General features: G+C 65.4%; 13 protein-coding genes. 2 read left to right on the forward strand and 11 right to left on the reverse strand.

Features of this window, described 5'->3' with window-relative positions; all coding sequences use genetic code 11:
* Positions 1 to 135: 135 nt before the first annotated feature.
* The 6 genes from IGS55_RS25330 to IGS55_RS25355 form a co-directional block, all read right to left on the reverse strand.
* Positions 136 to 5,403, reverse strand: a complete 5,268-nt coding sequence (locus IGS55_RS25330) for an Hpt domain-containing protein (protein WP_230518891.1) — start codon at positions 5,401 to 5,403, stop codon at positions 136 to 138.
* A gap of 41 nt (positions 5,404 to 5,444) precedes the next feature.
* Entirely contained in the window at positions 5,445 to 7,682 is a 2,238-nt protein-coding gene (locus IGS55_RS25335) for a methyl-accepting chemotaxis protein (protein ID WP_230518890.1), read from the reverse strand.
* The gene (locus IGS55_RS25340; protein WP_329958164.1) at positions 7,682 to 8,287 is read right to left on the reverse strand and encodes a chemotaxis protein CheW; all 606 of its coding nucleotides are present in this window, start codon (positions 8,285 to 8,287) and stop codon (positions 7,682 to 7,684) included. The genes IGS55_RS25335 and IGS55_RS25340 overlap by 1 nt, the downstream gene beginning before the upstream one ends.
* A gap of 26 nt (positions 8,288 to 8,313) precedes the next feature.
* Positions 8,314 to 8,679 (reverse strand): response regulator, encoded by a 366-nt coding sequence (locus tag IGS55_RS25345; protein ID WP_034780235.1) that lies wholly within the window; start codon positions 8,677 to 8,679, stop codon positions 8,314 to 8,316.
* A 33-nt stretch (positions 8,680 to 8,712) separates the two neighbouring features.
* A complete protein-coding gene (locus IGS55_RS25350; RefSeq protein WP_230518889.1) occupies positions 8,713 to 9,135 on the reverse strand; it encodes a response regulator in 423 nt (140 codons plus the stop codon).
* Between the two features lie 84 nt (positions 9,136 to 9,219).
* Entirely contained in the window at positions 9,220 to 9,372 is a 153-nt protein-coding gene (locus IGS55_RS25355) for a rubredoxin (protein WP_128143240.1), read from the reverse strand.
* Positions 9,373 to 9,468: 96 nt separating this feature from the next.
* Here IGS55_RS25355 and thiD point away from each other — a divergent pair, with 96 nt between their 5' ends.
* Together thiD and hemL are read left to right on the forward strand one after the other, a co-directional pair.
* Positions 9,469 to 10,326, forward strand: a complete 858-nt coding sequence (gene thiD, locus IGS55_RS25360) for a bifunctional hydroxymethylpyrimidine kinase/phosphomethylpyrimidine kinase (protein ID WP_034746671.1) — start codon at positions 9,469 to 9,471, stop codon at positions 10,324 to 10,326.
* Between the two features lie 45 nt (positions 10,327 to 10,371).
* The gene (hemL, locus tag IGS55_RS25365) at positions 10,372 to 11,661 is read left to right on the forward strand and encodes a glutamate-1-semialdehyde 2,1-aminomutase (RefSeq protein WP_230518887.1); all 1,290 of its coding nucleotides are present in this window, start codon (positions 10,372 to 10,374) and stop codon (positions 11,659 to 11,661) included.
* Positions 11,662 to 11,666: 5 nt separating this feature from the next.
* Here the strand turns inward: hemL and IGS55_RS25370 are convergent, their stop codons facing one another.
* From IGS55_RS25370 to IGS55_RS25390, 5 genes are all read right to left on the reverse strand, one after another.
* Positions 11,667 to 12,383: an HAD family hydrolase gene (locus IGS55_RS25370; RefSeq protein WP_230518886.1), complete on the reverse strand. Its 717-nt coding sequence runs from the start codon at positions 12,381 to 12,383 to the stop codon at positions 11,667 to 11,669.
* A gap of 274 nt (positions 12,384 to 12,657) precedes the next feature.
* Positions 12,658 to 13,623 (reverse strand): magnesium/cobalt transporter CorA, encoded by a 966-nt coding sequence (corA, locus tag IGS55_RS25375; RefSeq protein ID WP_034746658.1) that lies wholly within the window; start codon positions 13,621 to 13,623, stop codon positions 12,658 to 12,660.
* Positions 13,624 to 13,845: 222 nt separating this feature from the next.
* The gene (gene mtgA / locus IGS55_RS25380) at positions 13,846 to 14,628 is read right to left on the reverse strand and encodes a monofunctional biosynthetic peptidoglycan transglycosylase (protein WP_268992041.1); all 783 of its coding nucleotides are present in this window, start codon (positions 14,626 to 14,628) and stop codon (positions 13,846 to 13,848) included.
* Positions 14,568 to 15,395, reverse strand: a complete 828-nt coding sequence (gene aroE / locus IGS55_RS25385; RefSeq protein WP_230518884.1) for a shikimate dehydrogenase — start codon at positions 15,393 to 15,395, stop codon at positions 14,568 to 14,570. Before aroE ends, mtgA begins: the two co-directional genes overlap by 61 nt.
* A gap of 11 nt (positions 15,396 to 15,406) precedes the next feature.
* Positions 15,407 to 16,264 (reverse strand): energy transducer TonB family protein, encoded by an 858-nt coding sequence (locus tag IGS55_RS25390; RefSeq protein ID WP_034746649.1) that lies wholly within the window; start codon positions 16,262 to 16,264, stop codon positions 15,407 to 15,409.
* Positions 16,265 to 16,342: the final 78 nt, after the last annotated feature.

Genomic DNA, 16,342 nt, shown 5'->3' on the forward strand with positions numbered 1-16,342 from the left:
GATATGCCTACCAAGATGTTGACAGCGGTCGATACCGTTCGCAATACCACGAACGGCATGAGGGGAATAATACAAGGTCGGATTAACGGGGCAAAGCCCCGCGTAATCCGACAACATTGTTGGCATTGGCGCCGGTTACGCCACGCCGTCGCTCAACAACCGCCCCACCTCCGCCAGCAACTCCTCCTCCTGGAACGGCTTGCCGAAATACGCATTCACGCCCAGCTCGAACGCGTGCGCGCGGTGCTTGTCGGCGCTGCGCGAGGTGATCATGATGACGGGGATGGCGCGCGTCTTGTCGTCGCTGCGCACATTGCGCGTCAAATCAAAACCATCCATGCGCGGCATTTCCACGTCGACCAGCAGCAGGGCCGGCATGGCGGCCGGTTCCAGCGCATGCAGCTGTTCCAGCGCATCGAGGCCATCCTTGGCCAGCAGCACCTGGTAGCCTTCGCGCTCGAACAGGCGCTGCATCACGCGGCGCACCGTCAGCGAATCGTCGACCACCATGACGCGCACGGCTGGCGTGGCCAGCGCGCTGGAAGCGGCATGCTGCTCGCTGCTGGCCAGCGCATATTGCGACAGCAGTTCCGGATGGTGTTCCAAGTGCTGCGCCAGCGCCACGGGGTTCAGGATCAGCACGATATCGCCCGTGCCCAGCACCGTGGCGCCGGCGATGCCCGGCATGCGCGCCAGCTGCGGGCCCACGTGCTTGACCACGACTTCGCGGTTGCCCACCACGTCATCGACCTGCAAGGCCAGCCTGTCATTGCCATTCCTCAGCAACAGCACGGGCGCATAACGCTGCGTAGCCTGCGCCGCCGGCGTCTCGCCCAGCATGGACGACAGGTGGTGCAGCGCCAGCGACTGCCCGTGCGACTCGATGCGCCCGGCCGCCCGCACCTGCTCCAGCTGTTCGCCTTTCAGGTGCAGCACCTGCTCCACCAGCACCGATGGCAAGGCATACGTCTTGCCGCTGGCCCCCAGCAGCACCACCTGGGTGACGGCCAGCGTCAGCGGCAGGTGGATGGTGAAGCGCATGCCCAGGCCCGCCTGCGTCAGCGTTTCCACGCGCCCGCCCAAGGCCAGCGCTTCGGAGCGCACGATATCCATGCCAAAACCGCGCCCGGCCAGTTCCGTCAGGCTGTCGGCCGTGGAAAACCCTGGCGTGAAAATCAGTTCGGCCGCCTGCGCGTCGGTCAATGGCGCGTCCGTCGCCACCAGGCCGGCGCCGTGCGCCTTGGCGCGGATGCGTTCCAGGTCCAGCCCCGCGCCATCGTCGGAAAAGGCGATCGCCACTTCATTGCCCTGCTGGCTGACCTGCACCAGCAGCTCGCCCGTCTCGCTCTTGCCCGCGGCCAGGCGCGCGTCGCGCGGCTCGACGCCGTGCACGATGGCGTTGCGCAGCAGGTGCTCGAAGGGCGCGGCCATGCGTTCGAGCACGCTGCGGTCGATTTCCACGCCGCCGCCGCGGATGTCGAGGTTGACGCGCTTGTCGACTTCCTTGGCGCTTTGCCGCGCCACCCGGAACAGCCGTTCGGCGATGCTGGCAAACGGCACCATCCGTATCTGCATCAGGTCGCGCTGCAGCTCGCGCGTCAGGCGCGCCTGCAGCACCAGGTCGTCCGTCACCGCATCGACGCTGTGGCTGAGGTTTTCATGGAAGGAGGCCACGTCGTTGACGCTTTCGGCCATCATGCGCGTGAGTTCCTGCAGGCGCGTAAAGCGGTCGAATTCGAGCGGGTCGAATTCGCGCTCGCTGCCGACGGCCATGCGCGAGGCGATCTGCGATTCGGCCTGCATTTCCACTTCGCGCAGCTGGCGCCGCAAGCGCGCCAGGTTATCGGAAAACTCGGACAGCGAAGCGCCGAGCACGCCCACTTCATTTTCCATTTTGGAGCGCGTGATCGACACTTCGCCAGCCTGGTTCACCAGGCGGTCGAGAATATCGGCGCGCACGCGCACCAGCGCCGCCTTCGGTTCGGCGGGCGGCGTGTCTTCCATGCCCGGCAAGGGCAGCAAGGGCTGCTGCAGCTGCTCGAACAAGTGCAGCGCATGGTCGTAATGGGCCAGCAATTCCTCGAACGCTTGCGGCGTGGCGGTGCCCGCGTGCAGCATGTTTTCGATATGCGTCTCGATTTCATGCGCATGCTGGCCCAGGCGCATGGCGCCGGCCATGCGCGCGCTGCCCTTGACCGTATGCAGGGTGCGCAGCAGCATCTGCGCCTGGCCGCTGTCGTGCGGCTGCTGCTGCCAGCTGCGCAGCGCCTCGCCGATCCGCGGCAGCAAGTCGGCGCCCTCTTCCAGGAAGACGGACAAGAGATCGAGGTCGAGTTCATCGCTGATGCCGGCGCTGGCCGCCAGCAGCGCGGCCGCATCGGCCGGCATGATGGCGGGCGCCGGCGCTTCCGGCGCCGCGTGTTCCAACGGCGGCGCGTGCTCGAAACCGGCGTCGAACAGGTCGTCGCTGGCGCCGGCGTCCTGCGCCGGCGCGTCGATAACCTCCGGCTGCAGCGCATCGGCGACGATGCTCGCATACGTCGCCTCGAACAGCGTCTCGAGCTGCGGCAGCGGGACCTCAGCGACCGGCTCGGCGGGCTGCGCCGGCGCGCCGACGATGCTGGCGTACGCTTCCGCGAACAGGGCGTCGAGCCGGTCTTCCTTGCTCTCGCCGGGCGGCGCCGTCAAGGCACGCCACAGAGTGTTGAGCGCTTCGATCATGTCCGGCTGCGTTGGCGCCAGGTCGCCCAGCGCGAATGCCTGCAGCATTTGCCCGATGCGCTGCGTGGCCTGTTCCAGCACGTCGTGCTGTTCGGCGCGCAAGCCGGCCAGCGGCGGCACCACCGTTTCAATTACCGTTTCCAGCGCGTGCGCCAGGTCGCGCAGGGACTGGAAGCCCACCGTGCCCGACGTCCCCGTCAGGGTGTGCACGGCTTGCAGCGCCTCCGCGCTGACGGCGCGCTGTTCATGACGCCATTCGCCGAAGTCGCGCGTGAGCACGCGCAGCAATTCATCCGTCTCGGCCAGGTAGATGTTGTACAAGGGAAGACTGATGCGCAGTTCACCCACGTGCTTGAGGTGATCGTCCGGCGCTTCGTGCAGCGTAGGCGCCGTGGCCAAGGGAAGTCCGATCACATTGCCATTGCTGGCCACGGGCGCGGCCGGGCGCGGCTTGCGCAGTTCGAACGGTCCGCCTTCGCGCACGCGCTCGGCCGCCATCAGCAGCATGCCGGCCTCGCGCTCGCGCCCCGCGCCGCCTTCCAGTTCGGCCACCCATTCGCTGAGCTGGTACCAGCCGTAATTGAGCAAGGTAAACAAGTCGTCGCTGACGGGGCGTGCCTCGGCCAGCCAGGTATTCATGACGCGTTCGATGGCGCCGGCCGCTTCGGCAAACTGCGCCAGGCCGATCATGCGGCTGCTGCCTTTCAGGGTATGGAACGAGCGGCGCAGCATGGCGAGGTGGTCGCCGCTGGCGGCCTGCTCGCGCGGCAGGGCCAGGGTAGTGTCGATGAAGGCCAGCACTTCGCGCGCTTCGGTGATGAAAATGTCGAGCATCTCCGCGTCGACATCGGTCACCGCCGGCACGGCATCCATGCCGGCGGGCGCGGCGGGCGCCAGTGCCTGGTCGAGCAAGGGCACCGGGCCGGCGGCGGCGACTTTTTCAAATGGCAGCGCGCGGAAAGTGCCGGCGGACGCATCGAAGTGGAAACGCCCGCTGGCCGCCTGCGCGTTGCGGCCCAGCATATCGGCAAAAAAGCCCAGCGCGCTGACATTTTGCGCGATCTCGTCGAGCGCCTCGGCGCGCGCCTCCGCATTGGCATCCGCCTTGGCGTCGCCACTGGCCAGCTGCCGCACGGCCGCATCGACCTGCAGCACGGCGGCGCGCGCGTCTTCCTGTCCCAGCCCGGCCAGCTGCCGCTGCAACTGTTCCAGCACGGGCGCGACGCCATCGAGCGCCCCTGTCCCCGTACCCGCCGCATCCGCGTAATACGCGTTGAGCACCTTTTCCACCTGGCGCAAGCCCGTCTTCATTTCCTCGGCCAGCGCGGCCACCGTCTGGCCCTGTTCGATCTGGCGCGACAGCTCGCCCGCCGTGACGGGCGGCGGCGCTTCGCCAGCCAGCAGCGCCTGCAGGCGCGCGGCGATGGTTTCCGCGTTGCCCGCGAAATCGTCGGGCAGGCGGCGCAGCTGCTCCAGGCCCGTATCGGCAAACAGCAGCGCCATGCCGATTTCATTTTCCAGGGCCGCGCTGCGCCCGCTGGCCACGGCTTGCCGCGCCACGGCCGCGCATTCGCGCAGCAGGCTGGCCAGGGCCGGCTGCTTCAGCGTATCCACATGTGCGGCCACCTGTTGCAGCGAGGCGTCGAAATCCGTGCCCAAGGCAGGATCAAGGTCGGCTTGCGCCAGGCGGCTCCAGCTGGCGCGCGCCTGCGCCAGGGCCGTGCGGGCGCCTTGCAAGGCATTCTGGTCGACCTGGCCGTAGCGCCGCGTTTCCACGTCGGCGGGCAGCATGCCTTCCAGGGCGAAAGCGGCGCGCAGCTGGCGTGCCTCCGGTGTCGGCTCGCGTGCGGCGGCGATGAAGAACAGGGCGTCGCGCAGCATCGCTTCGGGCAGGCTGGCCGTGCCCTGCGCCAGGCGGCGCAACTGCAGGTTGATCAGGCCGAACAGCTGTTTGACGTTGAGCGTGCCCATGCCCTCGCCGCTGGCCGCCAGACCCGCAAACGCCCGCATGGCGAACCAGAAGGTGCGCGCTGGCGCGTCCTGCTGCGCGTCGGCCACCAGGGTCAAGGTGGCGTGCAGGTCGCCAGCATGCTGGCGCCGCGCCGCGTCATCCTGCGCCTTCAGGAAGGGCAGCAAAGACTTTTCAAAGCGCCCGCGCCAGGCCGGGTAATCGGGCACCGGGGGCGATTCCGCCAGCGCGATGGCGTGCCCTTCCAGCGTCGACGCAGGCGGAAAAAACAGGTCGGCCGGGTGGATGCGCTCGGCGCCCAGCATGGTTTGCAGGTCGCGGTAGTAGGGGAACAAACGCGCCGGCTGCGGCGGCGTGCCGGCCACCAGGTCTTCCAGGTATTCGCTCAAGGCTTGATACAGTTCGGCGACCACTTGCGCATGGTCCAGCGTGTATTCGAGGCTGCCGTCGCGAAAGCGCGCCAGTGCCTGTTCCGCGGCGTCCGTCAGCAGGCTGGCGCCGGCCACGTCCACCATCACCAGCGCGCCATGCGCCTGGTGCAGGTGCGAGCGCGCATGCTGCAGGGCCGTGGCGCGTTCCTCGCGCTCGCGGCCACCCGCTTCGAACAGGGCTGTTTTCGAGCGGCCCAGCGCTTCGCGGATTTCCACCATCACCCACGACAAAGGCTCGCTGTCGAACGGCTTGGACTGCTGTGGACTATCTGGTGTGCTCATGCATGCCTCGGTAAAGAATTCGCCCTGGACTGGCGCGGCGTTCAGGCGGCGACGCGGAAGCGCGACACCGAATTTTTCAGTTCCTGTGCCAGCATCGACAACTTGTGGATCGACTGCGCCGTTTGCTGCGTGCCGTCCTGGGTCTGCTCCGTCACGCTCAGGATATGCTGGATATTCAAGGCCACGCCGCTGGCCGAACCGGCCTGCGTACCGGTGGCGAACGAGATGCCCTGGATCAGTTCCGCCAGGTGTTTCGACACCTGGCTGATGTCGTTCAAGGCCGCGCCGGCCGCATCGGACAGGCGCGCGCCCTCGACCACGCCCTGCGTGGACGTTTCCATCGCCCGCGTCGCATCCTGGGTATCGGCCTGGATGGTGCGCACCAGCGCGCCGATCTGCTTGGCGGCGGCGGCCGAGCGTTCTGCCAGGCGCTGCACTTCCTCGGCCACGACCGAGAAGCCGCGCCCCGCCTCGCCGGCCGATGCGGCCTGGATGGCGGCGTTCAGCGCCAGCACGTTGGTCTGCTCGGTGATGTCGGAAATGAGCTCGGTGATCTCGCCGATTTCCTGCGACGATTCGCCCAGGCGCTTGATGCGCTTGGACGTATCCTGGATCTGCTCGCGGATTTCATGCATGCCCTTGATGGCGTTTTCCACGGCCGTCGAACCCTGCTGCGCCGCCGCCACCGACTGGCGCGCCACGTCGGCCGAGACGCTGGCCGACTTCGACACGTCGGTGATCGCATTGGCCATCTTGACGACGGTGGCGCTGACGCCCTGGATTTCGCGCGACTGCTGCTGCGACGCGATCAGCAGCTTGCTCGAGATGCTTTGCGCCTGCGTCGAAGCGCGGTTGACCTGTTCGGCCGTCGCCGTCACCCTCCCCACCAGGCCGCGCAATTCCTCGACCGTGTAGTTGACGGAATCGGCGATGGCGCCCGTGATGTCTTCCGACACGGTGGCCTGCACCGTCAGGTCGCCGTCGGCCACCTTCTGCAATTCGTTCATCAGGCGCAGGATGGCCGCCTGGTTCTGCTCATTCCTGGCCTTCGCCTCTTCCTCTTTTTCCTGCGACTGCAGGCGCCGGATTTCCGCTTCCTGGCGCCGCCGCTCGGCGTCGCGCGTGCGGTTGACGGAGTCCTGCAGCAGCACCCTGCCGATGCCGGCCGCCGCGATCAGGGTCAGCAGCACGCCGCCGACCATCATCCAGAAGGCGATGCCCAGGGTTTCCTGGTTCACGTGATACATCTGCTGCAGCAGGGTCAAACGCTGGCGCAGATCTTCGTTCTCGTTGAAGATCAGCTGTTCGGCGCTTTTCGCCGAACTGAATTTGTCGAGCCGGTCGAGTATCGACGACACCAGCTTCTGGTACGTGTCGAAACTGGCTTTCAGCGCCACCATCCGGTCGCGCAGTTCGGCGTCGCGCGTGGGCGCCAGCTGCAGCGACACGCTGCCATTGAGCAGGCCTTCGACGGCGGTGCGGAAATACGTCGTGTCGCGCCCCAGTGAAAACGCCGTTTCCGAGCTGATGCTGCCCGACGAGAGGAACTCGCTGGCGCTGCGGCTCATGCGCTGGCTCAGCATCATCAGGCGGCCGATGACGGCCAGGTCGCGCGCATTGCCGCCACGCTGCACCTTCAAGGCCGCGATTTCCTCGGTCTGCGCCAGCAGCGCCGGCGACAGCGCGTTCAACTGCTGCAAGGTCTTGTCGAATTCGCCCAGCTCCGGTTTCAGGCGCAGGATGGTGCTGGCCGCGCGGTCGCTGCTGGCCCACTTCTTGCGCGCGTCGCCCACCGCCGCCAGCAGGGCGGCACGCGACTCGCCGATATCGCGCCCGTGATACGTCCCGCCGCGCAGCATCAGGCGGAAATCCTGGTTCAGTTCATTGCGGCTTTCCTCGAGCTGGCGGAACGCTTCCGGATTGCCTTGCACGGCGTTCGGCGCTGCCTTGCCGATGCGCTGCGAATGCATCAGCGCATCGCTGGCCAGCTGCGTCTGCGCCGAGGCGATATTGCCGCTGCGCGTGTTCAGCCCCACGAACAGCAGGCTCGCGGCCAGGCTCAGGGCCATCACCGTCGACAGGATGCTCAATTGTTTTTGCAGCGGCAAATGGCCGATCAGCGGCAGCTTCAAGTCGCTGACCGGCGCGCTGGCCAGCGACTTGCGCCGTCCCAGCGCGTCGCGCAGGCGCAGCGGCAGGTCGGCCGCCGATGCCGGCTCGCCGGGCGCGTGCTCCGCTTCGGGCATGCCAGCCGCCAGGATGGGGGAGTTGGCGCCCATCAGCACATATCCTTGTGTACAGGCAGGCCGCCAAAGCCGGCATCGAGAAAGCGTTCCGATTGCGCCAGCTGCGCCAGGTCCAGGCGCAGCCACTGCTGCCCTTCGCTGTCGCGCAGCGCCTGCGCGGCCCAGGACGGCTGCGTATCCGGCAAGGGCACGGATTGCATCGCGCGCAGCTGGCGCAAGCCCAGCACGCGCTCGACCAGCAATGCGCAATTGAGGCCCAGGCGGGGAGAAAACGTGATGATGCGGCAGTGATTGCCGGGCGCGCAAGCCGGTTCGCCCATGTAGCGGGCCAAGTCGACGACCCCCGTCAGGCGTCCGCGCATGGCCGCCAGGCCCAGGTACCAGTCCTGCGCCAGCGGCACGCCCTGGATCTGCACACCGGCGGCAATGACGATTTCACCGAGCTGCGTCAGGTCGAGCAGGCACTGGCGGCCACCGAGCATCACGCCCAGTTCCTTGCGCGCCGCCAGCGCACCGCTGCGCGCGGCCTGTATCCGCTCGATCAATTGCAGCTGATACTGGCGCAAGCGCCCCTGCCGCGCGCCCGTCTCGAAAGATGGCATGGCGGCAGCGGCGGGCGGAAAGGCCGCTGTAGGCACGCCGTGACCTGGCATCGTGTGCATGCTCAGGAAATCGCGGCGATCTTGGCCAGCAGCTCGGCTTCGACCACCGGCTTGACCAGGTAATCGCGCGCGCCCTGGCGCAAGCCCCAGATGCGGTCCGTTTCCTGGCTCTTGCTCGAACAGATAATCACCGGCACGTCTTGCAGTTCGGGATCGCGGGCGATGGCGCGCGTGATCTGGAAGCCATTCGCACCGGGCATCACCACGTCCATCAGGATCAGGTCGGGCCTGGCCTGCTTCAGCTGCGCCAGCGCATCGGCGCCGTCCTGCGCCGTGAGGACGGCATAGCCGGCACGCACCAGCATCTCGCTCAGGTAGTAGCGTTCTGTCGGCGAGTCATCGACGATCAGAATTGTGTGTATGGCCATCTGCTTCCTTGCTGCGTTGTAATCAATAAACCACTACTCAAAATGCCCGGCCAGGTGCAGCCGCACGGCCTCCAGCAGCGCCTCGCGCGCCAGCGGCTTGACCAGGCAGGCACTGGCGCCTGCCATGGCGCCGCGCGCGCGGTCGAACAAACCTTCCTTCGACGACAGCATCAACACCGGCGTGGCGTGATACGCCGCGCTGGCCTTGATCAGCGCACAGGTGCGGTAGCCGTCCAGGCGCGGCATCACAATATCGCACACGATCAGCGCCGGCTGGCAGTCGGCGATCTTGGCCAGGGCCTCGAAGCCGTTTTCCGCCACCACCACGCGATAACCGGCCTCGCCCAGGATCTTCGCGGCCGCGCTGCGTATCGTCGCGCTGTCGTCGATGACGAGTATCGTGACGCTCGCGCACACGGCATGGGACGGCGCCTCGGGCAAGAAGGATCGCGTCATGTGATTATTCGACAATTTTTCATACCATAGCACAGGCAGCCGCGATACCTGCGTGCGACAGCGGCATCCCATGGACCTGATTGATTACAGCGCCACCATCTCGAAATCGTCCTTGCGCGCACCGCATTCAGGACAGGTCCAGTTCATCGGAACATCGGCCCAACGCGTGCCGGGAGCGATGCCTTCATCGGGCAAGCCGGCCGCTTCATCATAAACCCAGCCGCAAATAAGACACATCCACGTTTGGAATTGCTGCGTTGTTTCGTTGCTACTCACGTTCTGCCACCCTTCAATCAAGTAAAATGCTGAATTAGGTATCTTAATCTACCCGCCGTGCAAAACCAAACTTCTCCCCTCATATTAAGCTTCGGCGTGTCCGATCCGGTCGGCGCGATCGGCATCCAGGCCGACCTGGCCACCTTTTCAGCCTTCGGCTGCCATGGCCTGTCCGTCACCACGGGCCTGTTGATCAGCGATACGGCCCGCGTGGAAGACGTGCAGGCGGTCGACCCGGACTGGGTTTCCGACCAGGCGCGCGTGCTGCTGGAAGACATGTCCGTGGCCGCCATCAAGATCGGCGCGCTGGGCAGCGTGGAAAACGTCACGGCCATCGCCGAAATCGTCTCCGACTATCCGGACGTGCCGCTGATCCTCGATCCCTTCATTTCGGCGCTGCCGGAACAGGGCATGGACGACGAAGACATCCTGACAGCCGTGCGCCAGCTCCTGATTCCGCAAACGACCCTGCTGGTGCTCTCGCCTGTGGAACTCGAGCGCCTGGCCGAGACCTGGCGCGACGCCGATCCGGACGACACCCTGCAAAACGACGTCGACTACCTGGTGGCCCTGGGCTGCGAATACGTGCTCGTCACCGGCATGCCGGCCGACGCCAGCAAGTCCGGCACGGCCGAAGGCAAGCTGCGCGCCAATACCCTGTTCGGCGAAGACGGCGTGGTGCGCCACGACGAATGGCAGCACCTGCCCGGCATCTTCAACGGCGCCGGCAGCACCCTGTCGGCGGCGGCCACCGCCCTGCTGGCCCTGGCGGAAAACGAAGACGATGTGCCGCAGGTGGTCGTGGCGGCGCAGGAATTCACGGCCGGCGCGCTGGCCCACGCGCAGCGCCACGGCATGGGCAAGCTGGTGCCGAACCGGCTGTTCCGGCAGCAGCGCCAGCGCGGCGCACAATAAGACCAGACGACACAGACAACGATCCACTTTCAAGGCACGATTATCATGACGACGACTTCACAGAACGACATCCTGTTTGCCCGCGCACAAAAAACCACGCCAGGCGGCGTCAATTCGCCCGTGCGCGCCTTCCGCTCCGTGGGCGGCACGCCGCGCTTCATCACGCGCGCCGAAGGCCCGTATTTCTGGGACGCGGACGGCAAGCGCTATATCGACTACATCGGCTCCTGGGGCCCGGCCATCGTCGGCCACGCCCATCCGGAAGTGGTGAAAGCGGTGCAGGATGCGGCCGCGCTGGGCCTGTCGTTCGGCGCGCCGACGGAAGGCGAGGTGCTGATGGCCGAGGAAATCACGCGCCTGGTGCCGTCGATCGAGCAGGTGCGCCTGGTGTCATCCGGCACGGAAGCGACCATGAGCGCCCTGCGCCTGGCGCGCGGCGCCACGGGACGCGACAAGATCGTCAAGTTCGAAGGCTGCTACCACGGCCACGCCGATTCGCTGCTGGTGAAGGCGGGCAGCGGCCTGCTCACCTTCGGCAACCCGACGTCGGCCGGCGTGCCGGAAGATTTCGTCAAGCACACCCTGGTGCTCGACTATAACAACGTCGAGCAGCTGAAAGACGCCTTCGACAGCTTCGGCGCGGAAATCGCCTGCGTCATCGTCGAACCGGTGGCCGGCAATATGAACCTGGTGAAAGCCACGCCGGAATTCCTGCAGGCGATGCGCGAACTGTGCACGCAGCACGGCGCCCTGCTCATTTTCGATGAAGTCATGTGCGGCTTGCGCGTGGCCCTGGGCGGCGCGCAGGCGCTGTACGGCATCAAGCCCGACCTCACGGCGCTGGGCAAGGTGATCGGCGGCGGCATGCCGGTGGCGGCCTTCGGCGGCAGCGCGGCGCTGATGCACAACATGGCGCCGCTGGGCGCCGTCTACCAGGCAGGTACCTTGTCGGGCAACCCGGTCGCCGTGGCGGCCGGCATGGCCACCTTGAAACTGATCCAGCAGCCGGGCTTCTACGAGCAGCTGGGCGCCACGGCCAAGCGCCTGGCCGAAGGCCTGACCGCCGCCGCCAAAGAGGCCGGCGTGGTCTTCTGCGCCGACTACATCGGCGGCATGTTCGGCATTTATTTCAGCGCAACGCCGCCGACCAGCTACGCGGAAATGATGGCCGGCGACCGCAGCAAGTTCAACGCCTTCTTCCACGCCATGCTCGACGAAGGCGTGTACTTCGCGCCCGCCGCCTTCGAAGCGGGCTTCGTCTCGGCGCAGCACGACGATGCCGTCATCGACGCCACCATCGCCGCCGCGCGCAAGGTATTTGCCGCTCTCGCCTAAGCGTTTTATACGGTCGCGGTGTCCATCACCGCGGCCACCAGCGCCGGCAGCTTGGCCATGTCGTTGAACACGACATGCGCGCCGGCCGCCTTCAGGCGCGCTTCCTGGCCGGGCGCGATATGCCCGCCGCCGATGAATCCCAATACCGTCATGCCCGCCGCCACGGCGGCCGTCACGCCCGTGACGCTGTCTTCCAGCACCAGGCACTGGCTTGGCGGCACGCCAAAGGCGGCTGCCGCCGCCAGGTAGACGCCCGGATGCGGCTTGGCGTGGCCGACCAGGTCCGGCGTAAACACGCGCTTGTCGAACAGCGGCGCCATGCCGGTCCGCTCCAGCGCCGACAGCACGCGCGCGCTGACGCTGTTCGAGGCCACGGCCTTGGGCAGCGCAATGGCGGCCAGCGCCTGCGCCACGCCGGGCACGGCGCGCAATTGCGCATCGCAGGCCGCATCGACGGCGTTGCCGATAGCCATGATCTCGTCGGCCGGCAATTGCGGCAAACCCAGTTCCTTGTAGATATCCTGCATCAGCGGCACCAGGCGCTGGCCCAGGCGCGGCTCGATCAGGCCTTGCAGGATGACGCCTTCGGGCAGGTTCGGCAGGCGCGGACCCAGCAATTCCAGCAGCGCTTGCAGGGCCACGGCTTCACTGTCGATCAGCACGCCATCGCAGTCGCTGATCAGATGGGTAAAGCGCGGTGGGGTGGTGGCGGTATCAGGCATGGACTCTCCAGAAAGCAATGGTGACGGGAAATGCGGCGGCCAGCCGGCCAAGGCCGGCATCGTAACGATCATAGGTGGAACAGGCGGACGCCGCCACGCAGAAAATATCTGAATGACGGTACTTTTCTGCACAGCAGCCGGCATGCATGAATCAGCAAATACACAATACCAATTCAATACCACGCAATACCAGTGATTATCGCCGATTTTTGAAATTGCTGCGCTCGTGCTGAAACCGGGGCGCTGAAGCGCCCCGGCGATGCAGCGATACGGCTTATTTCAGCCAGCCGCGGTGGCGGAAGTACAGGAAAGGCGCGATGGCGCTGGTAATCATCAAGCCCCAGGCCCAGGGATAGCCGAACGACCATTCCAGTTCCGGCATCAGCTTGAAGTTCATGCCGTACACGCTGGCGATCAAGGTCGGCGGCAGGAAGGCCACGCTGGCCACCGAGAAGATCTTGATGATCTTGTTCTGGTTGATGTTGATGAAACCGACGGTGGCATCCATCAGGAAGTTGATCTTATCGAACAGGAAAGAGGTGTGACCGTCCAGCGATTCGATGTCGCGCAAAATCTGCCGCGCTTCCTCGAACTGCTCGGAATTCAATAAGCGACCACGCATCAGAAAGCTCACGGCGCGGCGCGTATCCATCATGTTGCGGCGGATACGGCCATTCAAATCTTCCTCGTGGGCAATCGCATTCAGCGCTTCGGCCGCGTGCGCATCGGTAAATTCCTTTTGCAGCACGCGCGTGCTGACTTCTTCCAGGTTCTGGTAGATGCCCTCGAGCACGTCGGCCGAATATTCGGCATCGGTGGCGTACAGGTCGAGCAGCACGTCCATGTAGTCGGCAATCGAGCCTGGCCGCGAACGGGCGCGCATGCGCACCAGGCGGAACACGGGCAAGTCGTCCGTATGCATGGAAAACAAAATCTTGCGGGCCAGGATGAAGGCCACGGTGATGACGCGCGACGGACCGTCGTCCTCTTCGCGCAGGAAATCCGTGCGCAGATGCAAGTCGCCGTTTTCCGCTTCGTAATAGCGGGCCGACGCTTCGATATCCTTGACTTCGTCTTCGCCCGGCAGGGTGACGTTGTAGATGGCCTTGACCCAGGCCCGCTCATCATCGGTGGGGTCGGTCAGGTCGACCCACACCGGTTCGGCATTTTCGAGGTCTGCGCGGCTGTCGATCGGCACCTGGTTGAGCCGGCCATTCTGTAATACAAAGACATTGATCATGCGCGCTCTCAGCCGGATGTGGGGTTATCGTGATGTGCTGGCGCTGGCGCCAAAAATGAAAACAGCGCAAGTGTACCCGCAAAGGCCTTTTCACGACCACCCCCGGCACCGCTTTTTCACGGAAAAAGTGCGGCGTTGCACCAAGGGGGGACGATTAAGATGCTGCGCCGCAATAGTGCCAATCAGGCAGCTTTAACTTTATGAAAAGAAAGCCCGCTGCCATCAAGGCAATTCCGCCGCCCCCATGCGGCGCAGGATCACGCCCGTGCGCCGGTTCAGGTAGCCCGTATCGCGGTGACGGTCGTAAAAGCGGGGATTCGGCAGCATCACGGCCAGTTTCGCCGCCTGTCCCGCGCTCAGGCCCGCCGCGCTGACCCGGTAATAGTGGCGCGCGGCCGCTTCGGCGCCAAAGGTGCCCGTGCCAAACTCCACCACGTTCAGATAAATCTCGAAAATGCGCTCCTTTTCCATCAGGTTTTCCAGCATATACGTGATGATCAGTTCCTGGCCCTTGCGCACATAGCTGCGCGAACCGGACAGGAACAGATTCTTCGCCAGCTGCTGCGTGATGGTGGAGCCGCCCGCCACGACCTTCTGCTTCTTGCTGTTCTTTTCATACGCCTTTTGCAAGGCTTCCCAATCCACGCCTTCATGCTCGGAAAAATTCGCGTCTTCCGAGGCGATGATGGCCCGTTTCAGATTGTTCGAGATGCGGTTGTACGGCACCCACGTGTGCTTGATCGTGGCCTTGGGATTTTTATCCTGCAAGACAGACAACTGTTCGCGCATGAAGGCCGTGCTGGACGGGTTATGGTCGACCCACCACCAGATTTGCAGGAAGAAATACAGTTGCACGACGATAAAGGCCAGCACGGGGACGATGAACAGCCACTTGATCCAGCCGTAGCGGTTACCGCTTTTGCGGGCGCCCTTCTTGCCGGCGCTCACAGGGCACTGCGCAGCTGCGCCAGCAAGTCCTGCGTCCGCGGCCGCACGCCGCGCCATACGTAAAACGCTTCGGCCGCCTGCTCCACCAGCATGCCCAGGCCGTCGCGCACGTGCGCGCCATGCTGGGCGGCAAAGTCCATGAAGACGGTGGGCCGGGCGCCGTACATCATGTCCAGCGCCAGGGTATGGCTGCCGAAGATACCGGGCGGCACGGGCGGCAAGTCGCCCGCCAGGCTGGCCGAGGTGGCATTGATGACGATATCGAAAACGCCTTCGGGCTGCGCGAAACCGCCGGCGCGCAGCTGGCCGGGGTGGGCCAGCGCATCGGCAAACTGCGCCACCAGCGCATCGGCCGTGGCCACGGTGCGGTTGGCAATGAAGATTTCCTGCGGTCCCTGTTCCAGCAAGGGCAGCACGACGCCGCGCGCCGCCCCGCCCGCACCCAGCAGCAGGACACGCTTGCCAGCGACCTTTACGCCGGCGTTGCGCACGATGTCGGCCACCAGGCCCGCGCCATCGGTATTGTCGCCAAGAATCGTGTCGCCATCGAAACGCAGGGTGTTGACGGCGCCGGCCGCTTGTGCGCGCGGCGTCAGCTCCGTGGCCAGCGCGCACGCGTCCAGCTTGAAGGGCACCGTCACGTTCGCGCCCTTGCCGCCCTCGGCGGCAAACGTGCGGGCCGCCAGGGCAAAGCCGTCGAGCGGCGCCAGCCGGCGGTCATAGACGATGGGCTCGCCCGTCTGCAGGGCAAACGCGGCGTGGATCAGGGGGGACTTGCTGTGGGCGATGGGATTGCCGAAGACGCAATATTGATCAGGATTCATTGCTTGCTTGTTCAATTGCTGCCGCCAGTCAGGTTAGCTTCCATTTTTTCTTCACGCGTAAATTTGAAGCGGGTAATCACCACCCACAGGTCATCCTTGTCACTCGACAACATGTTCGGTGGGAAACGGCCAAACGGCGCCGCGCGGCGCACGATGGCCAGGGCCGCCGCATCGAGTGCCGGATTGCCCGAGCTTTTTTCCACGCGGGCGCCGCCTTCCTTCTGGTAAATCGTGCCGTCCTGGAAGATGGGGATGTAGACGACCAGTTCGCCATACATCTTGCGGCCATTCTTTTGCGGGAAATTCAGGGTGCCGATTTCCTCGATACGCTTTTGCAAGGTCTTGTAATACATGGCATAGCCGACCTCTTGCGTGCTGGGCGTAATGAACGTCTTGCGCGGACGCTTGTTCTGGTCTTCCACGGTCTGGCTGATCTCGGCCGCCATGCGGGCGATGGCCTTGCTGCTTTCCATCAAGTCCGAGCCGGTGGCCAGGGGATTGGGCTTGTCCTTTTCCGTGACAGGCGCGGCGCTGTAAGGCGTCGGCCTGGCCGCCTGCGTCAGCAGTTCCTGCTGTTTTTGTTCCAGTTCGGCGATCCGCCGGGCGCTGGCCTTGACGCTGTCGCCCTCTTCCACCTTGCGCATGTCGGGCAAGGGCGACTTGGCGCGGCCCTTGTCGGCTTGTCCGCCACCGTCGAGGTTGGCTTGCGCCAGGGCATCGGCCTTCAGCGGCTTGTTCGCATGCTTGGCGTTGACCAGGATCACTTCCAGGCCAGGGTCGGTGGCCACGGCCCGCTGCGGCGCCGGGGCGACAAAATGCATCGCCAGCAAGGCGCCGTGCGCCAGCAGCGATACCGCCACGGCTATCATCAGGAAACGATTCTCTCGGAAAGACTTCACGCGCAACCCAGTTCGCAACAAGCACACCATACAAGATGGCTGAATTCT

Origin of the sequence: Janthinobacterium sp. EB271-G4-3-2, from assembly GCF_020858035.1 — a bacterium.
Classification (GTDB): Bacteria; Pseudomonadota; Gammaproteobacteria; order Burkholderiales; family Burkholderiaceae_D; genus Janthinobacterium; species Janthinobacterium aestuarii.